The organism is Amycolatopsis sp. NPDC033938, assembly GCF_055575975.1.
The window spans coordinates 55,643-75,615 of the sequence record NZ_JBVIRO010000009.1; the positions used below are offsets into that span (position 1 = coordinate 55,643).

Here is a 19,973-nt window from a genome sequence, read left to right on the forward strand (position 1 = left end):
TCACGAGCCCTCACGGAACTCCGGGCTACCAGTTCATCGTGAAGTCAGCAGTGGCTCCGCTGCCCGTTTTGGTCAGCCGGGCGATCCGGCTGCGCCGTTCCGGCGACGGGTCCTCCTGTGGGAGAGGGCTGGCGTCGGTGATGTAGTTCCAGGACGCCCACCAGGAACCGTCGGGCGCTGCGAACGCCGTGAACGCCCCCGGGCCCCGTTTGTTGCCCGGCAGGTTCTTCTTCCGGTACTTGTCCGGCAGCCCCGGCCGGAACCGCGGCTCACCCGCCGGGTCGGGCTCGTAGGAGAAGTACGCCCGCTGCTCGTACATCGGCGTGCACCGGTTGTCGGTCAACGCCGTCCCGCAGTACGCGACGCCCGTGGAGTAGCGGTTCGCGTACCAGTTGTTCCCCGAGTAGAAGAGGAACCACTCGCCGTCGATACGGACGGCGTTGGGATTCTCGATCGTGAGCACGTCGTCGGCGGGACTGTTGTGGTGTGTCCACTCGAGATTCGCGTTGTCGATGAGCTTCTTCGCGTCGTCCTCCGACAACCGCCGCACGTGCCGGGACCGGTCGAATTCCAGTTTGGCCGCGCCCAGCGCGGTGATCCGGTTCTGGGTCCACGCGCCATTGCGCAGGGTCAGCCAGACCTCGCCCTGCCCCCGGCTCACGTCGGCGTCGATCGCCCACCCGTGTCCTGGGCAGAACAGCGGATCGGCGTTGGCGACGAACCCTCCGGTGGCACGCAACGAAGTCGCGTAGCCGATGCAGTGCTTCGCCTGGCCGTCCGGTTCGGGTCCGGGTAATGCCGCGCTGTAGAACACGTAGTAGACGACGCGCCCGTCCTCGTGGTGCGCGAACATCGATGGTGTCCACAATGGAGAGTCCGGCCGCGCCCAGTAACCCGCGGGGAACGTGACACCGTCCCATGCGTCACCGTCGATCGCGCCTCGGCGCTGGAAGCCGCCGTCGGCGAACTCGACCTTCGTGTACGGCAGCTTCTTGCCGGGAACGCTGGCACCGACGGCGATATAGGTGTTCGTGTCCGGCACCCGCATCAGATCCGCCGCCGGGAACCGGAAGTCCAGGGACTCGTCCTGCGGTCCGGTTTCGGCTTCGACCGCCGTCGCGCTCGGTATCGCCGTCAGAAGTCCGGCGCCACACGCGGTGACGACCGCGGCGACGACCATCGAGCGCCGGAACGAGAGGCGCCTCATCGGGTCACCGTCACCCGGGCGCGGACCGGACGATGGTCGCTGCCGTAGCCGGTCAGGGCATCGACCTCGGAGCCGGTCGAATCCCTCTTCGCCCACACGTGGTCGATGGACTGGGTCTGGTGGCTCGGGGCGCTGTACGCCTTGGCCACGCGCCGGAGTCCGCTCATCAGGTCCGATCCCGGCTCGGCGTTGAAGTCACCCATGACGATCGGCTCGGCCACCCGCGAGGAGAACCAGTCGGCGGTGTTGCGCACCTGGAGGTTGTGCAGTTCGCGGTTGAGCTCGTACCGCTGCGCGGACGGCGTGAGATGCGCGACGCCGACGACCCACTGGAACTCGGAACCTCCCACGCGCACCCAGTTGACGTACTTCGGCGGTACCCAGCAGCCGCAGTCGCCGGGTTCCGCGGAGCCGGTTCCGGGGGTCGCCGGGTCCACTTTGGACGCCGGTGAGATTTCGGCGGCACCGTGGCCGGAGATGGTCAGATTGCCGCGCACGAGGATCGCGTTGTGCTTCACCGCTTGACGATCTGTTTCGTAGATGGCGACGTAGCCGGTCGCGGCCGCGGCGTCCCGCACCACCTCCTCGCGGTCGGCGACCTCCTGCAGCCCGATGACGGCGGGGCGTTCGGTCTCGATGAGATGGACGAGGTCGGCTTTGAGGCCGCCCGCGTCTCCGACGTTGTAGGTGACCACCTTGATCGTACGATCGGTCGCGGCCTCGGCGCCGGGCACCGCCGTGAGCGAGACCAAAGGCACGAGAAGCGCCAGTGCGAGCGCTCGGCGCCTCGGGGCCTGACGCGTAGCCGGGTTACGGAACTTTTCCATGATTCCCTCCAGTGTTGCGGTGGAAGGGAATCAGAACACCGGTGGACGGCGCCGGGGCACGGAACGGAGCTCCCGTCATACTCCGGAAAGAATTGACTCCAGCGCTCTCCGCCGGATCCGCCCGGTCGATCCTCGGGTGGAGACCGCCACCGCGCGGTCTTGCTAATTCTGCCTTGTGGAAGTTAACCTCCGCAGATCGAAACTTTGGAGCCCGGCACTGCTGAGAGGCGGATCCGATGGTGAAGAGAAGGCCGAGGGCGGGTGACGCGGCCGCGGCAGGCCGATCCGAGGACGCGTGGCTCGGGGCAGGCAAGAGTTTCACCTACGGCATCCAGCACGTTCTGACGATGTACGGCGGCATCATCGCGCCGCCGCTGATCATCGGTGGCGCCGCGGGTGTCTCGCCGTCGGAGATCGGCCTGCTGGTCGCCTCCTGCCTTTTCATCGGTGGGCTGGCGACGATTCTGCAGTCGTTCGGCGTGCCCTTCTTCGGCTCACGGCTCCCGCTGGTCCAGGGCACCTCGTTCGCCGGTGTGGCGACGATGACCGCGATCGTCGCCGACGGCGGGCTACCCGCGGTGTTCGGCGCCGTCATCGCCTCGGCGACGCTCGGCCTGCTCATCACGCCGGTGTTCTCCCGGCTGGTGAAGTACTTCCCGCCGGTGGTCACCGGCACCGTCATCACGGTGATCGGGCTGAGCCTGATGCCGGTCGCCGCCCGGTGGGCGATGGGCAACGACACCAAGGCGCAGGACTTCGGCTCGGTCTCCACCATCGGGCTGGCCGCGCTGACGCTGGTCATCGTGCTGGTGCTGAGCAAGGTCCCGGTCCCGGCGGTGTCCCGGCTCTCGATCCTGCTGTCCATCGTGGTCGGCACCGTGCTCGCCGCCGCGCTGGGCGAGGCCGATTTCTCCCAGGTCGGGGCTGGTCCGATCTTCGCCGTGCCGACGCCGTTCGCGTTCGGCCCGCCGACCTTCAGCGTCGCCGCGATCGCCTCCATGTTCATCGTCATCGTGGTGACCCTCACCGAGACCACGGCCGACATCCTGGCGGTGGGGGAGATCGTCGACACGCCCGTCGGGAAACGCCGGATCGGCGACGGTCTCCGGGCCGACATGGCGTCGTCGGCGATCGCGCCGGTCTTCAACGGGTTCACCCAGAGCGCGTTCGCCCAGAACGTCGGCCTCGTCGCGATCACCGGAGTCAAGAGCAGGTTCGTGGTGACCGCCGGCGGTGTGGTCCTGCTGGTACTGGGCATGCTCCCGGTACTGGGTCGCGTGGTCGCCGCGATTCCTTACCCCGTCCTGGGCGGCGCTGGTCTCGTCCTGTTCGGCACGGTCGCGGCGTCCGGTATCAAGACGCTGTCCAAAGTGGACTACAACGGGAACATGAACCTGGTCGTCGTCGCGGCCTCCGTCGGAATGGGCATGATCCCGATCGCGGCGCCGGATTTCTACCACCACTTCCCGGCGTGGGTCGGCACGATCTTCCACTCGGGCATCAGTGCCGCCGCGCTCACGGCGGTCCTGCTGAATCTGTTCTTCAACCACTTGAAGACAGGCAAGACCGACGACAACCCGTCAGTGTTCGCGACCGCCACCCGGGTGATCGACTACTCGGATCTGAAGGCGTTCTCCCGGCTCAGAAACGGTGACAGGATCGTCGACGGCAAGATCGTCGACGCCGGCGGCGCTCCGGTGCCGGTGCGGGACGCGGATGGCAGGCCGGTGTCCTATCGGATCGGCTCCGAGCCGGAGACGCACTGATCAGTGTCCCGCGGTCCGGTCGTGGAGCTCGCGGATGAAGCGCTCCTGCCGGCTCGAGGTCTCGTGATAGCCACGCGCCCGATAGAAGTGCTGCGCGGCGTCTCGGGTGCGTGATGTGGTGAGCTCCAACCGCAGGCAGCCCCATTCGCGGGCAAGATCCTCCGCGGCTGTCAGCAACATGCTCGCGACGCCGGTGCGCAACCGCTGGCGGGCGACCACGAGTCCCTGCAGATGGGCGTTGAGTTTCGCGTCGGCCAGTCGTGGACAGGCCACGACGGCGGCCATTCCGACGACGTCGGCGTTGTCGTCGGCGACGATGAGTGCGCCTTGCGGAAGGTCTTGCCACTGCTTCAGAATCCCGGCTACCCCCTCGCGATCCTGTGGGTGCCCCCAATGCTCGAAGAGGGGAACGAGGGCGTCGACGTCGTCTGGTGCGGCGGGCCGGATTCTCACCCCGAAAGCTTACTGGCGGAGCACGTCGAGGCGCGGCCGATCAGAGGTTCACCACCGAGAGCCCGTCCGCCACGACGACGCCGTCGTGCAGCACCGTACGGTCCTTGCCCCGGTCCATCACCGCGCTCGTCGGGGTTTCGCCGTCCACCAGTACCAGGTCGGCGCGGTCGCCAACGGCCACGCCGGGCCGGTCGGCGACGCCGGCCAGGCGCGGGACGTCGTGGCTCATGATCGACGCGCCACCCATCGTCGCGACGGCCAGTGCCATTTCGATCAGGTCGTCGCGGCGGAAGCCGTGCGTGAAGGCCAGCTGCCAGGTGCGGTCGAGCAGATCGCAGTTGCCGTACGGGCTCCAGTAGTCTCGCTGGCCGTCTTCCCCCAGGCCGACGCGCACGCCGGCGGTCGTGAGGTCCGCCAGGGACAGTTGGCCGTCGACGGATGGTGCGACGGTCGCCATCGCGATGTCCAGCTCCGCGAACGTGTCGATCATGCGGCGGCTCACCTGCTCCGAGACCGAGCCCAGCCCGTACGCGTGCGACATGGTCACCTTGCCGCGCATGTCCAGCGCGCGGACCCGCTCGATCACCAGGTCGGCCGAGAACACGCCGAGGTGCCCCGGCTCGTGCAGGTGGATGTCCACCTCCACGCCGTATTTCTCGGCGAGCCCGAACACGACGTCAAAATGTCCCTTGGGGTCCTTGTCCAGCGAGCACGGGTCGATCCCGCCGACGACCGTGGCGCCCGAGCGCAGCGCGGCCTCCAGCACGTCCGCGGTGCCGGGCTCGCGCAGGATCCCGGCCTGCGGGAACGCCATCACCTCGACGTCCGCGTGCCCCGCGAACCGCTCCTTCGCGGCGAGGACGGCGTCGAGCTTCTCCAGCCGGCAGTCGACGTCCACCTGCGCGTAGCTGCGTACCCGGGTGGTGCCGTTGGCGATCATCCGCTCCAGCGTCCCGGCGACACGTTCGGGCAGCGGAACCTCGGCGTCGCGCCAGTTCTCGCGGTCGTTCAGCATCATCGCCCACACCCCCGGCGCGCCCGTATGCGGCCGGAACGGCAGGCCGATCCGGGTCGAGTCCAGGTGGACGTGCACGTCGCTGAACGACGGGAACAGCAGCCGTCCGCGTCCCTCGACCGTATCGGGCGACGTGGCGGGAGCCGGATCGTGCGGTCGCACCGACGCGATCCGGTCGCCGGTCACTTCGACGTCGCTGCGCTGTCCACCCCACGGGCGGACGTCACGGATCAACACGGAGAGCACCTTTCCTGCCGGGGTCCGAACCGGCTCTTTGGTATACCAAAGCGAGGGGAAGGTGCTGCGTCCGGGTGCTTCGCCGGGTTCACCGCCGGATCCATTGTGGACCTTCGGCTGGTCGGCGGGAGTTCGTCTGCCGGGGCGCATACCGTACGTGATTTGCCGCAGGGGGCGCAATCATCGGGTTATCGGGGGGTAAGGCAACTATGGCGCGGTCGGCTTGTTGCCGTGAAGGCCCCCGTGAACCCGAGAGGCCTTCGCTACGTGGTGCAGTCAGGTACTCCCTGCTGAGACTCGGCGCGTCCTTGACTGTCCACAGAGGACGCAGTCGGGTAGCTCCGTGTTCGATTCAGGCCTGCATGAGCGGTTCCGCGTGGGGTCGTGAGTGGCGAATAGGGTTAGAACCCTCATTGCCACTCACGACCCCGGCCCGAAACCGCACAAACCACCCAAGCTGGACAGCCTTCTTGGAAAAGCGTCCCTTGTGGGCGCTGGGGCGCGGCCCGGCTTCCGTCAGTCAACCCGGTCCCGCGCGGGGGCACGCCATGTTTGCCTTGCTTCTCGTTAGAACGCCACTTGACACTCGCGGCCCCCTCGGGAAACCGCGTATAATGCTCAAGTCGGACACCTGCTTGCCCAAACAGGTCCTTTGTGGACACTCCGTCCTCGTCCCGGCTTCCGGTAGCCGGTCCGGACTCGCGGGAGGGTCGGGGCGAGGAGTGAAACCTGTACGGCGCCTTGACTGCGGAGGCGGTTATCGGCCACGCTCGTGCTAGCTCCGCCGAGTACCGCCCTGGCCCTGTCGGCTCGCAGCACAAGTCTCATCCGTGCCTGCCGGACGAACGGATAGTTATGTTAGCGCTAACATCGTCGCTGCGGCAACGTCTCCGCGTAGGCGAAGGGCGAGGCGAAGCTATGTCCACAATGTACTGATCTCGGCACATGTCGTTCTCCATGGAAAGGGATACAACGATGTCTTCCTCTTTCAGCCGACGGCGGCTTCTGCAAGCGACGGGAGCCGCGACGGTCGCCTCTGTCGTGGGGGACTACTTCGGCGGCTCGGTCGCGCATGCGGCCCTGCCCCCGGTGAGGCCGGACATCGGCGTGTCCGCGTATCCCTTCCAGCTCGGCCAGGTTCGGCTGACGGCGAGCCGGTGGCTGGACAACCAGAACCGCACCGTGAACTATCTGCGCTTCGTCAACGTCGATCGGTTGCTGTACAACTTCCGGGCCAATCACCGGCTGTCCACGAACGGCGCCGCTCCCACTGGCGGCTGGGACGCGCCGTCCTTCCCGTTCCGCACCCACGTGCAGGGGCATTTCCTCTCGGCCTGGGCTCAGGCGTACGCGGTGACCGGGGACACCGTCTGCCGTGACAAGGCCGTGTACATGGTGGCGGAGCTGGCCAAATGCCAAGCGAACAACGGCGCGGCCGGGTTCGGTAGCGGGTATCTCTCCGGCTTCCCCGAAGCGGACTTCACCGCTCTGGAGGCGCGGACGCTGACCAACGGCAACGTACCGTACTACTGCGTCCACAAAACCCTGGCCGGTTTGCTGGATGTGTGGCGGTACCTGGGAAGCACCCAGGCGCGCGACGTTCTGTTGCGGCTGGCGGGGTGGGTCGACCAGCGCACCGGCCGGTTGACCGGGCAGCAGATGCAGGCCATGTTGGCGACGGAGTTCGGCGGGATGAACGCCGTGCTGGCCGATCTGTACCAGCAGACCGGCGACTCGCGCTGGCTCACCGTCGCCCAGCGCTTCGATCACGCCGCGGTGTTCACTCCGTTGGCGGCCGATCAGGACCAGCTCAACGGGATCCACGCCAACACTCAGGTGCCCAAATGGATCGGCGCCGCGCGGGAGTACAAGGCCACCGGTACCACTCGTTATCGCGACATCGCCGGGAACGCGTGGGGGATCTGCGTCAACGCGCACACCTACGCCATCGGCGGCAACAGCCAAGCCGAGCATTTCCGGCCGCCCAACGCCATCGCCGGGTACCTGAACAAGGACACCTGCGAAAGCTGCAACACCTACAACATGCTCAAGCTCACCCGGGAGCTGTTCGCGCTGGATCCCGCCAGGGCCGAACTGTTCGACTACTACGAGCGGGCGTGGCTGAACCAGATGATCGGCCAGCAGAATCCGGCCGACACCCATGGGCACGTCACGTACTTCACTCCGCTGAACCCGGGAGGCCGTCGTGGTGTCGGGCCGGCGTGGGGCGGTGGCACGTGGAGCACCGACTACGACTCGTTCTGGTGCTGTCAGGGCACGGGCCTGGAGATGCACACGGCCCTGATGGACTCCGTCTACTTCTCCAGCGGATCCACGCTGATCGTGAACATGTTCGTGCCATCGGTGCTCACCTGGTCGCAGCGGGGGATCACGGTCACGCAGACCACGTCGTACCCGGTCGGCGACACCACGACCTTGCGGGTCACCGGAACCGTCGGCGGGACATGGTCGATGCGCCTCCGCATCCCCGGCTGGACGAGCGGGGCGACCATCAGCGTCAACGGCACCGTCCAGAACGTCACCACGACGCCGGGCAGCTACGCCACCTTGACCCGCTCGTGGAACTCCGGCGACACAGTCACCCTTCGCCTGCCGATGCGCGTCATCACGCGCCCGGCCAACGACAACCCGAACGTCGCCGCGGTCACCTACGGACCGACGGTGCTGTCCGGGAACTACGGGAACACCGCGCTCAGCGCACTGCCGTCACTGAACACCTCATCGATCACGCGGACCAACGGCAGCTCGCTGGCCTTCACCGCCACCGCGAACGGATCCACCGTCGACCTGGGCCCCTTCTACGACGCCCACGGCCACAACTACACCGTCTACTGGAACGTCAACGGCCAGAGCGGCGCCACTTCCCGCCTGGTGAACGTGGGCAGCGGCCTCGTGCTGGGCATCCAGGACATGTCCACGGCCGACGGCGGCCGTGCGCTGCAGTGGCACGACTCGGGCACCGCGGACCACAACTGGGCGATCATCACCGACGGTGACGCCGTCCGCTTCCGCAACGCCAACAGCGGCAAGGTACTCGGTGTCCGTGACATGTCCACAGTGGACAACGCGGAGGTCCTGCAGTGGGCGGACAACGGCACCGAAGACCACCGGTGGACGCTGCTCGACCAAGGAGACGGGACCTGCAAGATCCGCAACGCGCACAGCGGCAAACTGCTCGGCATCGAGAACAACTCCACCAGTGCGGGCGCCTTCGCCGTGCAAGGGGCGGACAACGGCGCCGCCGGCAACCGATGGCGAATCGTGCGCGTCAACTGACGGCGAGAGTGGCCCTGCGTGGTCCCGGATCACCGGGCCGGACGACGGCCGAGCGCGTGGTGACCGGCGTCGAAGCTGCGCAGGGCCGCTCCGACCGCGGCGGCGATGGTGATCTCGAAGGCTTCGTCTTCGCTGTAGCCGGCTTCCGAGAGTTCGGCGAAGTCCGCTTCGGTGATCTTGAAGGAGGCGTCGCGAACCTTCTTCACGTAGGACTGCCAAGGCTCGGGGAGGGGGTCCCCGCCCGCGGCGGCGGTTCGGAGGGAGGAGCTGGTCGTGGCGGGCGCCGCCAGTACCGAGTGCCGCAGGTTCTCGACGGCGTCGCCGCGGTCGGCGCGGCGGCCGTCGGCGAGCAGGAAGCCGGGGAAGCGGTAGCCGAACCGGTGCAGCGAGCGGGTCCCGCTGTGCAGCTGACCGTCGCGGAGGGTGAAGCCGAACGCGTTGGCCAGGCGGTTGACGATATTCCACACCAGGTTCACGCGCAGCGCTTCGAGGACGGCGTGCTCGGGGAGGCCGATCGTCGTGGCGGGTTCGACGTGGCCGGGATCGAGGGTGACCGCTTCGAGGAAGGTGCGGACAGCAAGGAGTTCCGGCCGCGCGGAGGCGGGGTCGTCCGGGTCGATCTCGCCGGTGCCCGCGATCCGGGTCAGCTCGGCGTGCGTGACGACGCAGAACGGGCACTCGTGCAGTCGCGCCGTGCTCATGGCGAGGAACTCGCGTTCCCCGGCGGTCCAATACGACGGCCCGCGCATCGCTTCGGCTGTCAGGTCGAGTAGTGGTTCGGTGAGGAATCCGGGGCGATAGAGCAGCATCTTCACGATGTCCGGGCTGGCCACGCCCGACATCTTGGAGGTGAGGGCGAAGAACAGTTTCGCGCGGCGGCGGTGGCCATTGTCGAGAATGGACAGTCTCATCAGGACTCCGGGGATTCGAGTGCGTGCAGGCGGCCGTCGAGGTAGCGCCGGTCGGCGGGGTTGGTGGCGAGGTCGTGAGCGCGCCGGTATGCCGCGGCCGCTTCCTCGGTGCGGCCGAGACGGCGCAGGAGGTCGGCACGGGCCGCGTGCAGCAAGTGGTAGCTGTCGAGGCCCTCGATCTCGTCCATGAGCGCCAGTCCTTCGGCCGGGCCGGTGGCCATGGCGACCGCGACAGCGTGGTTCAACGCCACCACCGGGGACGGGGTCGAAACGAGCAGCCGGGCGTACAGGGCTGCGATGCCGGGCCAGTCGGTGTGTTCGGGAGTCGGTGCCTGAGCGTGCATGATCGCGATGGCGGCCTGCAGTTGGTAAGGGCCTGGCGTGCCGAAACCCAGCGCGCGATCCAGCAGGCCGACGGCTTCGGCGATCTCGGCGCCGTCCCAGCGTGCGCGATCCTGGTCCTCGAGCAGGACGACGTCACCGGTGGGGCTGTAGCGGGCCGCCGCGCGTGAGTCGTGGACGAGCAGCAAAGCCGCCAGTCCCAGCGCTTCCGGTTCGTCGGGCATGAGGGTGGCGACCAGCCTGGCGAGCCGGATCGCCTCCTGTTGCAGTTCGCGGTACTCCGGCCGGTCGCCGCCGGCGGTGTAACCCTGGGTGAAGATCAGGTAGATCACCGCGAGGACACCGGCGAGCCGTTCGGGCAGGAGATGGTCGGCGGGTACCTCGAAGCCGATCCCGGCGTCACGGATCTTGCGTTTGGCCCGCACCAGTCGTTGGGCCAGGGTCGCTTCGCCGAGCAGGAAGGTGCGGGCGATCTGCCCGGCGGTCAGCCCGGCCACGGCTTGCAAGGTCAGCGCGATCCGCGCTTCTTCGGCCAGGGCGGGATGGCAGCAGGTGAACAGGAGGCTGAGCCGCTCGTCGCCGATGCCGAGCAGGCTGTCGCCACCGAAGTCCATGGTCGTCGCCTCCTCCCGCACTCCCAGCAGCGCGAGCTTTTCCTGCCCGCGCCGGATACGGCGGATCCGGTCGATGGCGCTGTTGCGGGCCGCTGTCAGCAGCCACGCGACCGGATCGTCCGGTGTCGTGCCCAGCCATTTGTCCAGGGCGAGCGCGCATGCGTCCTGCAGTGCGTCTTCGGCGAGTTCGAAATCGCCCAGCGCGCGGACGAGGGCGGCGAGCATCCGGCCGCGGTGCTCGCGGTAGACCTCCAGCAGGACGGGAGCGGAGGTCATGCGCCGGTGGCCGCCCGGTGGTCGAGGTCCGGTACCGCGGCGATCGGCCGGACCTCGATGGTGCCCTGTTCGGCCATCGGGCACAGTGCGGCCAGTTCGAGGGCCTCGTCGAGGTTGCGGCAATCGAGGATGTACGCCCCGCCCAGGTGCTCATGGGTTTCGAGGAACGGGCCGTCGGTGATCAGCGTCTTGCCCTCGCGGACGCTGACCGTGGTGGCGGTGTGCTCACCCGCCAGGGGATGGCCCGCGACGAACGCGCCGCGACGGCGGCATTCTTCGGCGAACGCGTTCACCCTGGCCAGTGCCTCGGGAAAGCCAGGATCCTCCGGTTCGGGGCGCTCGCAGTTGTAGACCAGCAGCATGTATTGCATCTGTCCTCCGGTACAGCGGGTTCGAACTGTCGAAGAGGATGACGAACAGCCCGACCGTATCTCGACAGACGTCGGCAAGCTTCTTTTTCGCCCGTACCGGGCCACTGGCGCGCGGCGAGCTCTATCAACTGATTGAATCAGTTGATAGCATCCGGTCATGTCCGCCCGTGTCGCCGGTCTTCGAGCGAACTCCACTGAACAGCGGCTGGTCACCGCCGCCGAGCGGCTGTTCGCCGAACACGGGGTCGGGGCGGTGTCGCTGCGCACGGTGATGCAGGCGGCCCGGACGAACGTCGCGGCGATCCACTACCACTTCGGTTCGAAGGAGGGACTGCTCGACGCGGTCCTGCGGAGCAGGCTCGGCCAGGTGGCGGACGAGCGGGAGGCGGTGCTCCGAGCGCTCCCCGAAGAAGGCGTCACCGCGCACGATCTGGCTCGCGCTTTCGTGCGGCCGGTGGCCGCGGTGCTCGCCGCCGGTGGCGGGCACTGGATCCGCTTGGTCGGCCAGTTGCTCGCGTCCGGCGACGAAGGACTCGCCACCCTCTCCGCATCGTTCCTCCAGCGGAACGCCGCTTTCGTGGGACTGCTGGAGCGGTTGAGTCCGGAAACCCCGCGCGGAACGCTCGATTTCCGCCTGACACAGGCCATGAACGTGACACTGAACGTCTTGGGCGACGTCGAGCGCACCCGGCGCTTGCAGGGCGTGGACGCGGCGGCCTGGCCGGACGACCAGATCGTCGCCGACCTCATCGACCTCGTGACCTCGATGCTGACCCCTCCAGCAGGCAACCGTTGAGAAGGAGTTCACGATGGGACGTTTCAGCCTGCCCGAACAAGCGCCTCAAGGTATCGACTCGCCGGTGACGGCCAAGGCCATCAAGTACATGGCCAAGATCCAGGTGAAACTCTTCGAACTGACCAACGGCCGGGTCGGTGGCACCTGGCGGGTGGGCGCGGGTTTCCGCAAACCCGTCCCGACACTGCTGCTGGAACACCGCGGCCGCAAATCCGGTCGGCTGTTCACCACTCCGCTGCTGTATCTGCGTTCCGGCGGCGAATTCGTCATCGTCGCTTCGCAGGGCGGGCTGCCCAAGCATCCGCAGTGGTACTTCAACCTGGTGGCCCATCCCGATGCTCGTATCCATCTCAGGGGCCGTCGCGACCTTCCCGTGACGGCGAGAGTCGCCTCGCCCGAGGAGCGAGGTGAGTTGTGGCCGCTCGTGGTCGAGCTGTATGCCGACTTCGCGAAATACCAGGCCTGGACCGAACGGGAGATCCCGGTCGTGGTGCTCACCCCGGCCTGATGTCGCCTTCGCGCGTTCGCAGCGGAGGCGTGACTCGCGTGCTCAGAGGCGTAACTCGCGTGCCTGGATCCCGCACTCGGGTGATCACACTTCACACGTCAGCTCGCCGGACCAGGCGCGACGTCCTTCGTTGACGGCGAAGAGCGCGATGACCAGTCCCGCCACCGCGTCCAGCCAGGTCCAGCCGAGCACCGCGTAAGCAGCCAAGCCGAGGAACGTGGTCACGCTCAACCAGACGCAGAGCCGCGTTTCGGCCGCGTCGGCGACGACGAGCCGTGAGTTCATCTCCAGTCCGGTCCGGCGTTTCGCGGCGGCGAGAAAGGACATGGTCACGATGGAGACCCCGGTCAGGACGATGCCGACCAACGATTTCGCCGGTTTGGCGCCGTCGATGATTTCCCGGACGCTCTCGAAAAGGATGAAGGCGCCCAAGGCGAAGAACGTGAGCGCCACGAATCGCAGAGCGCGGTACTCCTTGCGCTCGTCGACGGCACCTTTCCGGATCGCGGCGCGAAGCCGGACCGCGATCAGCAGCGCGGCGACGATCTCGACTCCCGAGTCGACGCCGAAGCCGACCAGTGCCACCGACGCCGCGGCGAGACCGGCGCCGATCGCGATGACGCCTTCGACCACGTTGTAGCCGATCGTGACGTATTGCAGCACCAAGGCCCGTCGTGCGGCGTCACCGCGTACGTCCGGCATCGCCTTGGGCTGCTCCACGGTTGCTCCTCAAGGCATGATCGCCGGTGCTGGGGCGGGGTGATCTTTCCATCACCGTCGGCGGCACGAGCAAGGTGGTCGGCCGGATCGAGGCCGCCGGGTATTGCCGTCGCCGGGCCAATCCGGACGACCGGCGGTCGTCGCTGGTCGAGCTCACGCCCGCCGGCCGTCGTTTGACGTCCGGGCAAGGTGTTCCCGGCCTACTCCGGAGAAGCGGTGGCTCCGGCGATCGCGGGCGAGGAGCCGGGGTGTTCCAGTGGCGACGATGGTGCCGTCACGGTGCGCGTAGCGGTCAGGCCGCGCCCCAGAAGGCGTCTTCGGAGCCCGGGTCCGAGGAGAACAGCCACACCTCGGCCACGCGACCGTCCTCGATCCTCAGCAGGTCGAGCCCGTCCTGGGCCATCTCCGCGTCTTCGCGCCTCCCGCTGAAGTGAACCGGGACCGCGACCAGTGTCCCGTTCACCAGGGGCGCGCCGGTCGGCGCGAGTTTGAACGAACCCTCGCTGGCCGCCGTCATGCTCCCGAGCAGTGCACCGACGGCGGCTCCGCCTCGGTGAATTCCGGAGAACCGGTTTTCGCCGGGCTGGTGCCACACGACGTTCTCGGCGAACATCGCGGAAACGGTGACGAAGTCGTTGGCGGCCAACGCGTCGAAGTACTTGTTCACCACGTCGAGCGGGGTGGTCGATTCGGTCATCGGTCATTTCCTTTCCGGAGATCTCGTGTGCTTTCTCTTGTCACTCACTACCTCGTCGAATGGAGGTGTCGTGTGGATTTTGTTGCGTTAGATGAAGCAATATCCACACGGTCACCGCGCACTGGCCGCACTGGGGCTCAGCCGGTGGGGCGCCGAGGTGCTCGTGGCCTGTGAAACCTACGACGCTATTTCTTTTCCGGCATCGCCGAAGAGTGGTGGTTGACGATCAGCCACTTGCCGTCACGAAGCTCGTAGACGTAGGTGTAGCGGGCTTCGACCTCGGTGGGTTTGCCGTCTTTGCCGGTGAGGGCGAAGCGGTAGACGCCGGTGTTGACGGCGGTGTCGGTGTCGAGGACGCTGACCATTTCCTTCACGATCGTGCCGGAAGGCTTGTTCTCGAGGAAATGCTGGAAGTAGTCGACGATCTCGGCGCGGGTGGTCCGGACATCGTCGGACACCGTCGGCAGCAGCACCGCGTCGGGGGCGTACAGATCCGCGACCTTGTCGGGGTCGCCGGTGGCGAGCGCCGCGTTCCAGACCGGGAACAGCGCGGCGATGTCCTGCTGGGAGGCCTTGGCGGCGGCCTGCTGAGCGACCGGAGCGGGCGCGGGAGCCGCGGCCTGGCCGGGCTCCTCCGCGTTTCCGGCCGAGCACGCGGTGGTCACGAGTGCCAGGGCCGTCGTCGCGGCGAGGACACCGGTGGTGGTACGAACCTTGTTACGCATTTTCTGTCTCCCTGCCTGATCCGGTGAACTGGATGTCTCCACTGTGGATGTCCGATGGGAAGGAGAAATCCAGCGTGGGACCAGGAAGCGACCAGGATTTCGGAAAGATTCGACGGCGCTCGCCGCCGACGCGAATCCATAGTGGACTGGCGATAGGTGGTTTCGCCGCGCTGGTGGCATGATCTGTCGCGTGCGGGTACTGCTGGTTGAAGATGACGAATCGATCGCCGAGTCCCTGCGGCGCGGTCTCGCCAGGTATGGCTTCGAGGTCGACTGGGTCCGGACGGGAGCGGAAGCGCTGACGGCCGAGGCCGCCGAAGTGGTGTTGCTCGACCTGGGCCTGCCGGACACCGACGGGCTGGACGTCTGCCGTGAGCTGCGGGAGCGCGGGGATGTACCGATCATCGTGATCAGTGCGCGTTCGGACGAGGTGGACCGGGTGGTCGGGCTGGAGATCGGCGCGGACGACTACGTCTCCAAGCCGTTCGGGGTCCGTGAGGTCGTCGCCAGGATGAGGGCGGTGCTGCGCCGGACGAGGGTGCGGGTGGCGGGCCAGCCCCCGGAGGTGACGCCGGACAGCTACGCGGGCGGGAGACTGGTGATCGATCGGCGGGCCCGCCGGGTGCTTCTGGACGGCGACGAACTTCCGTTGCCGCCGAAGGAATTCGATCTGCTGGCCTTCCTCGCGGAGGAACCCGGTGCGGCGCTGACTCGCGAGCAGATCATGGAGGCGGTCTGGGACAGCAACTGGTTCGGCCCGACGAAGACGCTGGACGTCCATGTCGCCGCGTTGCGCCGCAAGCTCGGTGACGCCGTGACCGTCGAGACGGTCCGGGGTGTCGGGTTCCGGCTGGTCGTGTCCTGATGAACCGCAGGCTCGTCGTCAGCTACATCCTGCTGGTCGCCGTCGCGATCACCGCGTTCACCGTACCGGTGGCGTTCGTGCTCACCGGCCAATTGCGGGGCGATGTGGAGACATCGGTGCGCCGGGAGGCGGCGACGGCGGCGTTGTTGCTGGCGGCACCGGACACGCCGTCGCGGCAGGCGCTGGCGCGGCTGGCCGCGGCCTACGAACAGGAGACACCGGGCCGCCTCGACGTCCTGCTCGCCGACCGGACGGCGGCCGTTCCGCTGCCCTTGCCCGCGGCCCCGGACGATCCGGCGTTCACCGCCGCGCTCGAAGGGCGAGAGGACACCCGCTGGGGCGAGGCGCCCGCACTGGGCGCCGAGGGGCTCGTGCTCACGGTGCCGGCGAGGGATGCCGACGGCGCGGTCGTCGGCGCGGTCCGGGTGAGTTACCCGTCGGCCCCGTTGAACGAACGGCAGGTGCAGATCTGGGGTTTCCGTGCGGTCCTCGCCGTGGCCGTGCTGATCGCGGCCGCGATCCTGGGTGTCCTGCTGGCCAGGCGGCTGACCCGGCCGTTCCGGGAGCTGAATCGGATGGCGCGGCGGCTTCGCGACGGAGACCTCGGTGCCAGGGCGGCGGAATCCGGTCCGACCGAGACCCGGACCCTGGCGCGGACGCTGAACAACGCGGCGGAGACGATCGACACGCTCGTCCAGTCGCAGCGGGCGTTCATCGCCGACGCGTCCCATCAGCTGCGGACGCCGCTCACCGCTTTGCGGCTCTCGCTGGACAACATCGCCGACGGGGCCACCGATCCCTTCGTGCGGGAGGACATCGACCTGGCCACGGCCGAGGTCGTGCGGATGAACCGGCTGGTCAACGCCCTGCTCACGTTGGCGAGGGCGGAAGCCGCGGTGGGTACGCCGGAACGCGTCCGGGCGCGGGACGTCGTCGACGGCCGATTCGAGGTCTGGCGCGCCGTCGCCGCGGAACGCGGGGTGCGGCTGCGGGCGGACCACGCCGACGGGGACCCGGAGGTCCTGGTCAGCCCGGGGAACCTCGAACAGGTGCTGGACAACGTGCTCTCCAACGCGCTGGAGGTTTCGCCGTCCGGCGGTGAGGTCGTCGTCCGGACCGTCAGGGAGGGCGAGCACGTCCTGATAGAGGTGGCCGACGAAGGGCCCGGTCTGCCCCATGACGACCAGCTCCGGGCATTCGACCGGTTCTGGCGTGGCTCGGGCACGACCGGGCCCTCGGGTTCCGGCCTCGGGCTGGCGATCGTCAAACAGCTCGTCACGGATGACGGTGGCACCGTAGGTCTCGCGGACGCCGAAGCCGGGGGACTGTGCGTCCGTATCCGGCTGCGGTCGGTTTCCTAGCGGCCACTATCCCTTGTGGACAGTCCACTGGGGAGGGACCGGGCACTTCAGTGGATGGTGCGGCGGATCCAGTCGGCGTAGGCGGGCACACTGGTGTAGAGGCCGGGGCCGTTGGCGCAGGGCACGTCGTCGTCGCCGGGGCCGGAGGTGACGCCGATCAGTTCCCACCGGCCACCCTTCCCGCGCTGGACCTGCGGCCCGCCGGAGTCGCCCATGCACGCCATCGCGCCGCGCTTGCGGCTGACGGTGCACAGCCTGGTCGGATCCGCGTATCCGGGGGAGCATTCGGATTCCGCCCCTCGGCGGGTGTCGAGCTGCTGGAGCCGTTCGGGGAACACCGCTTTGGTGATGTCGGCGGTGTCGACGGTGGTGCCGAAACCCAGCAAGCGGGTCGGCGTGCCGGGGCGGCCGGGACGGACGGCGATGCGGATCGGCTGTTCGGAGACCGGACGGTCCAGGCGTACCAGCGCGATGTCGTTCTTGTTCGGCGAGTCCGGTTGATAGCCGGGGTGACGCACCATGCGATCGATCGTGCGTACGGTGCCACCGGAGGTCCGCCGCTCACTGCCGATGCGCACGGTCCCCTCCGGCCTGGCCGGGTTGTTCACCGGGTCGACGCAGTGCGCCGCGGTCACCACCCACTGCGGGTGGATCAGCACCGCCCCGCAAACACCTTTGGCGTTGTTCAGCTCGGGCACGACCTCCGGGATCGAGGCCATGAACTCGTAACGCTCGGTGGAGTTCTTCCCGTTCACGACGGCGTCGGCCCCGCCGGGTACCGCGACCGCGCAGAAAGCTCCGATCAGCGCCACACTGGCGGCACGAATCATGGTACGGCGCAGGGAATCCACTTTGGACATGCTTTTCCTTCGCTCGGTGGCTTCGTCTTCCCCAGCATCGCCGTCCGCCGCCGCTCACACCATCGGGTCAGCCCGCCGATTCGCGGTGGCGGTGCCTTGAGGCCGGGTGGTAGCGCCTGGGCTACCAAGACCACTGGGGGGCGGAGTGCGCACCGATCAGTTTTTCCCGGCGCGACCGTCTGTACGGGTGAGATCGACTCACGGAGGCTGACGCCATGCGGAAACTGACCTTTGGCATGAATGTGACCCTGGACGGCTACATCGCCGCGCCCGGTGACGACCTGGGCTGGAGTGCGGGTGATGGACCGGACTCGTCGCCGGGTGACGAGCTGTTCCAGTGGTGGTCCGACCGGGTGGCGGCGACGGACCTGGCGCTGTACGGGCGCAAGCTGTGGGAGGTGATGAGTTCCCACTGGCCGGCCGCCGACCGGCAGCCCGGCGCCACACCGGCGGTGATCGAGTACGCCCGCCGCTGGCGGGACATGCCGAAGGTGGTGTTCTCGTCGACGACCAGCACGGTCGACTGGAACACCCGTCTGGTCACCGGCGACGCGGTCACCGAGATCACCCGGCTCAAGGCCGAGGACGCCGGGCCGATGGACATCGGCGGCGCCACGCTCGCCGCGGCGGCCATGCGGGCCGGGCTGATCGACGAATACGTGCTGGTCACCGTCCCGGTCTTGGTGGGCGGCGGTACGCCGTTCTTCACCGCGCTGGACAGCTGGGTGAAGCTGACCCTGGTGGAGACGCGGACGTTTCCCGGCGGCGTGGTGCTGACCCGATACGAGACGAGGCACTGAGAGGTCACAGCGTCCGGGGCAGGTCCAGCCACGGTTTGCCGGTGGCGTCGAATCCGGTGAGCTCGGCGATCTTCCCGTCGACGATGTGCAGGACCGCGATGGCGAACAGCCGGTATCGCGGGTCGTCGGGGGTGCGCAAATACAGCGCGGCGGCGGGCATGCGGTTGACCGTCGTGGCGACACCGCGCCAGTCGTCGTGACCGGGCTGGAAGAGCCCGCCGGAGACCCAGCCGTCGACCGCGTCCTTGGCCGTCATGGGCGCGGTGCCCAGCTCGGGCAGCATCCCGAAGCGCAGGTCGTCGCGCAGCAACGACGCCAGCCCGTCGAGGTCGTTGCGTTCGTGGGCGTCGATGTAGGACTTCACCACGCCGCGCTCGTCGTCCGACAGCTCGTGGGTGGCGGGGCAGCGCCAGTCGAGACGGCGGCCGGGCAGCCGCTCGCGCATCGTCACCCGCGCCCGCTGCAGTGCGCTGGTCACCGAGGCGACGGTCAGGCCGAGGACGTCGGCGGCCTTCGACGCCGGCCAGCCCAGGACGTCGCGCAGGATGAGCACCGCCCGCTGCCGCGGCGGCAGATGCTGGACGGCGACGATGAACGCCAGTTCGATCGTCTCCCGCGCCACCACCGCGTCCTGCGGATCCTCGGGAAGCATCCGGTCGGGGTACGGCTGCAGGTACAGCAGCTCGGAGGACGGTACGGGTGCGCGGTCCTTGCGCTTCTCCAGGAAGTCGAGGCAGACGTTCGTCGCGATCCGGTACAGCCAGGTCCGCAGCGCGGCCTGGCCCTTGAACGACTCCCGTTTGTGCCACGCTCGCAGGAACGTCTCCTGCGTCATGTCCTGGGCGTCCTCGTAGTTCGCGAGCATCCGGTAGCAGTGCACCTGCAGCTCACGGCGGTGGCGCTCCGTGATGAGCGCGAACCGCGCCGTATCGCTTGACCGGGTCGCCGCGATGAACGTGGCCTCGTCGGCGCCCAGCGGGCTTGCGTCGGTCATGGACTTTCCTGACTTGAGACTGCGGGTGAGGGGTGGGCTGGGTTGGTCGTGAGTGACGATTGTGGTTCTGGCCAAGGGTGTTTGAGGTACCTACGGCGGTCGCGGACGACCATCACGAGCCTCAGTAGCACCACCAGTCACACCGGCTGCGCGTGAAGGACCCCTTCCCTCGGCTCAGCCGAGGAAACTCGACCTTCACGCCTTCCCCAGTACATGATGGCCCCCTTCCTTGCGCTAGGCGCAAGGAAGGGGGCCATCATGTACCTCACGCCAGGAAGTCCGCTGGGTCGGGTGGGTCGTGGGTGGGTGAGTGTGGGGGGATAGGTTAGGG

At 68.0% G+C, this 19,973-nt stretch carries 19 protein-coding genes; 7 read left to right on the forward strand and 12 right to left on the reverse strand.

All coding sequences use genetic code 11. The features are described from left to right. Positions 1-25: 25 nt before the first annotated feature. Positions 26-1,207, reverse strand: a complete 1,182-nt coding sequence (locus ACZ5ZX_RS22745; RefSeq protein WP_465503994.1) for a family 43 glycosylhydrolase — start codon at positions 1,205-1,207, stop codon at positions 26-28. Beyond that, positions 1,204-2,034 (reverse strand): endonuclease/exonuclease/phosphatase family protein, encoded by an 831-nt coding sequence (locus ACZ5ZX_RS22750; protein WP_465503995.1) that lies wholly within the window; start codon positions 2,032-2,034, stop codon positions 1,204-1,206. The genes ACZ5ZX_RS22745 and ACZ5ZX_RS22750 overlap by 4 nt, the downstream gene beginning before the upstream one ends. Positions 2,035-2,270: 236 nt before the next feature. Here ACZ5ZX_RS22750 and ACZ5ZX_RS22755 point away from each other — a divergent pair, with 236 nt between their 5' ends. Then, entirely contained in the window at positions 2,271-3,800 is a 1,530-nt protein-coding gene (locus ACZ5ZX_RS22755) for a nucleobase:cation symporter-2 family protein (RefSeq protein ID WP_465503996.1), read from the forward strand. Here ACZ5ZX_RS22755 and ACZ5ZX_RS22760 read toward each other — a convergent pair whose 3' ends face one another. Further along, positions 3,801-4,253, reverse strand: a complete 453-nt coding sequence (locus ACZ5ZX_RS22760; RefSeq protein ID WP_465503997.1) for a GNAT family N-acetyltransferase — start codon at positions 4,251-4,253, stop codon at positions 3,801-3,803. A gap of 40 nt (positions 4,254-4,293) precedes the next feature. Next, entirely contained in the window at positions 4,294-5,505 is a 1,212-nt protein-coding gene (locus tag ACZ5ZX_RS22765) for an amidohydrolase family protein (RefSeq protein WP_465503998.1), read from the reverse strand. A gap of 975 nt (positions 5,506-6,480) precedes the next feature. Here ACZ5ZX_RS22765 and ACZ5ZX_RS22770 point away from each other — a divergent pair. After that, a complete protein-coding gene (locus ACZ5ZX_RS22770; protein ID WP_465503999.1) occupies positions 6,481-8,802 on the forward strand; it encodes a beta-L-arabinofuranosidase domain-containing protein in 2,322 nt (773 codons plus the stop codon). Positions 8,803-8,831: 29 nt separating this feature from the next. Here the strand turns inward: ACZ5ZX_RS22770 and ACZ5ZX_RS22775 are convergent, their stop codons facing one another. The 3 genes from ACZ5ZX_RS22775 to ACZ5ZX_RS22785 are packed head-to-tail and all read right to left on the reverse strand — an operon-like array spanning position 8,832 to position 11,316. Then, positions 8,832-9,713: a carboxymuconolactone decarboxylase family protein gene (locus ACZ5ZX_RS22775; RefSeq protein ID WP_465504000.1), complete on the reverse strand. Its 882-nt coding sequence runs from the start codon at positions 9,711-9,713 to the stop codon at positions 8,832-8,834. Next, positions 9,713-10,945 carry an RNA polymerase sigma factor gene (locus ACZ5ZX_RS22780; RefSeq protein WP_465504001.1) on the reverse strand — a complete coding sequence of 411 codons (1,233 nt, stop codon included), beginning with the start codon at positions 10,943-10,945 and terminating at the stop codon, positions 9,713-9,715. The genes ACZ5ZX_RS22775 and ACZ5ZX_RS22780 overlap by 1 nt, the downstream gene beginning before the upstream one ends. Further along, positions 10,942-11,316: a YciI family protein gene (locus ACZ5ZX_RS22785; protein ID WP_465504002.1), complete on the reverse strand. Its 375-nt coding sequence runs from the start codon at positions 11,314-11,316 to the stop codon at positions 10,942-10,944. Before ACZ5ZX_RS22785 ends, ACZ5ZX_RS22780 begins: the two co-directional genes overlap by 4 nt. 157 nt (positions 11,317-11,473) lie before the next feature. Between ACZ5ZX_RS22785 and ACZ5ZX_RS22790 the strand changes: the two genes are divergently transcribed. Next, a complete protein-coding gene (locus tag ACZ5ZX_RS22790) occupies positions 11,474-12,112 on the forward strand; it encodes a TetR/AcrR family transcriptional regulator (RefSeq protein WP_465504003.1) in 639 nt (212 codons plus the stop codon). Between the two features lie 13 nt (positions 12,113-12,125). After that, positions 12,126-12,620: a nitroreductase family deazaflavin-dependent oxidoreductase gene (locus ACZ5ZX_RS22795; RefSeq protein WP_465504004.1), complete on the forward strand. Its 495-nt coding sequence runs from the start codon at positions 12,126-12,128 to the stop codon at positions 12,618-12,620. Positions 12,621-12,704: 84 nt separating this feature from the next. Here ACZ5ZX_RS22795 and ACZ5ZX_RS22800 read toward each other — a convergent pair whose 3' ends face one another. The 3 genes from ACZ5ZX_RS22800 to ACZ5ZX_RS22810 form a co-directional block, all read right to left on the reverse strand. Beyond that, positions 12,705-13,340, reverse strand: a complete 636-nt coding sequence (locus tag ACZ5ZX_RS22800) for a cation diffusion facilitator family transporter (protein WP_465504005.1) — start codon at positions 13,338-13,340, stop codon at positions 12,705-12,707. A gap of 292 nt (positions 13,341-13,632) precedes the next feature. After that, the gene (locus tag ACZ5ZX_RS22805) at positions 13,633-14,037 is read right to left on the reverse strand and encodes a nuclear transport factor 2 family protein (protein WP_465504006.1); all 405 of its coding nucleotides are present in this window, start codon (positions 14,035-14,037) and stop codon (positions 13,633-13,635) included. A 185-nt stretch (positions 14,038-14,222) separates the two neighbouring features. Then, on the reverse strand, positions 14,223-14,762 hold the full coding sequence (locus ACZ5ZX_RS22810) for an SgcJ/EcaC family oxidoreductase (protein WP_465504007.1): 540 nt from the start codon (positions 14,760-14,762) through the stop codon (positions 14,223-14,225). Positions 14,763-14,952: 190 nt separating this feature from the next. Here ACZ5ZX_RS22810 and ACZ5ZX_RS22815 point away from each other — a divergent pair, with 190 nt between their 5' ends. Further along, the gene (locus tag ACZ5ZX_RS22815) at positions 14,953-15,627 is read left to right on the forward strand and encodes a response regulator transcription factor (protein WP_465504008.1); all 675 of its coding nucleotides are present in this window, start codon (positions 14,953-14,955) and stop codon (positions 15,625-15,627) included. Continuing rightward, complete coding sequence (locus ACZ5ZX_RS22820) at positions 15,627-16,988, forward strand: HAMP domain-containing sensor histidine kinase (RefSeq protein ID WP_465504009.1); 1,362 nt, start codon at positions 15,627-15,629, stop codon at positions 16,986-16,988. Before ACZ5ZX_RS22815 ends, ACZ5ZX_RS22820 begins: the two co-directional genes overlap by 1 nt. A gap of 47 nt (positions 16,989-17,035) precedes the next feature. Here the strand turns inward: ACZ5ZX_RS22820 and ACZ5ZX_RS22825 are convergent, their stop codons facing one another. Next, positions 17,036-17,848, reverse strand: a complete 813-nt coding sequence (locus ACZ5ZX_RS22825; protein WP_465504010.1) for a S1 family peptidase — start codon at positions 17,846-17,848, stop codon at positions 17,036-17,038. Between the two features lie 215 nt (positions 17,849-18,063). Here ACZ5ZX_RS22825 and ACZ5ZX_RS22830 point away from each other — a divergent pair, with 215 nt between their 5' ends. Next, a complete protein-coding gene (locus ACZ5ZX_RS22830) occupies positions 18,064-18,648 on the forward strand; it encodes a dihydrofolate reductase family protein (RefSeq protein ID WP_465504011.1) in 585 nt (194 codons plus the stop codon). Positions 18,649-18,652: 4 nt separating this feature from the next. Here ACZ5ZX_RS22830 and ACZ5ZX_RS22835 read toward each other — a convergent pair whose 3' ends face one another. Continuing rightward, positions 18,653-19,642 carry an RNA polymerase subunit sigma-70 gene (locus ACZ5ZX_RS22835; RefSeq protein ID WP_465504012.1) on the reverse strand — a complete coding sequence of 330 codons (990 nt, stop codon included), beginning with the start codon at positions 19,640-19,642 and terminating at the stop codon, positions 18,653-18,655. Between the last annotated feature and the right edge of the window lie 331 nt (positions 19,643-19,973).

Excerpts from the sequence above, each read along its gene's own strand:
- ACZ5ZX_RS22745 (WP_465503994.1), bottom strand. The coding sequence starts at position 1,207 with ATGAGGCGCCTCTCGTTCCGGCGCTCGATGGTCGTCGCCGCGGTCGTC.
- ACZ5ZX_RS22750 (WP_465503995.1), bottom strand. The coding sequence starts at position 2,034 with ATGGAAAAGTTCCGTAACCCGGCTACGCGTCAGGCCCCGAGGCGCCGA.
- ACZ5ZX_RS22755 (WP_465503996.1), top strand. The coding sequence starts at position 2,271 with ATGGTGAAGAGAAGGCCGAGGGCGGGTGACGCGGCCGCGGCAGGCCGA.
- ACZ5ZX_RS22770 (WP_465503999.1), top strand. The coding sequence starts at position 6,481 with ATGTCTTCCTCTTTCAGCCGACGGCGGCTTCTGCAAGCGACGGGAGCC.
- ACZ5ZX_RS22775 (WP_465504000.1), bottom strand. The coding sequence starts at position 9,713 with ATGAGACTGTCCATTCTCGACAATGGCCACCGCCGCCGCGCGAAACTG.
- ACZ5ZX_RS22780 (WP_465504001.1), bottom strand. The coding sequence starts at position 10,945 with ATGACCTCCGCTCCCGTCCTGCTGGAGGTCTACCGCGAGCACCGCGGC.
- ACZ5ZX_RS22785 (WP_465504002.1), bottom strand. The coding sequence starts at position 11,316 with ATGCAATACATGCTGCTGGTCTACAACTGCGAGCGCCCCGAACCGGAG.
- ACZ5ZX_RS22790 (WP_465504003.1), top strand. The coding sequence starts at position 11,474 with ATGTCCGCCCGTGTCGCCGGTCTTCGAGCGAACTCCACTGAACAGCGG.
- ACZ5ZX_RS22795 (WP_465504004.1), top strand. The coding sequence starts at position 12,126 with ATGGGACGTTTCAGCCTGCCCGAACAAGCGCCTCAAGGTATCGACTCG.
- ACZ5ZX_RS22805 (WP_465504006.1), bottom strand. The coding sequence starts at position 14,037 with ATGACCGAATCGACCACCCCGCTCGACGTGGTGAACAAGTACTTCGAC.
- ACZ5ZX_RS22810 (WP_465504007.1), bottom strand. The coding sequence starts at position 14,762 with ATGCGTAACAAGGTTCGTACCACCACCGGTGTCCTCGCCGCGACGACG.
- ACZ5ZX_RS22820 (WP_465504009.1), top strand. The coding sequence starts at position 15,627 with ATGAACCGCAGGCTCGTCGTCAGCTACATCCTGCTGGTCGCCGTCGCG.
- ACZ5ZX_RS22825 (WP_465504010.1), bottom strand. The coding sequence starts at position 17,848 with ATGTCCAAAGTGGATTCCCTGCGCCGTACCATGATTCGTGCCGCCAGT.
- ACZ5ZX_RS22830 (WP_465504011.1), top strand. The coding sequence starts at position 18,064 with ATGCGGAAACTGACCTTTGGCATGAATGTGACCCTGGACGGCTACATC.
- ACZ5ZX_RS22835 (WP_465504012.1), bottom strand. The coding sequence starts at position 19,642 with ATGACCGACGCAAGCCCGCTGGGCGCCGACGAGGCCACGTTCATCGCG.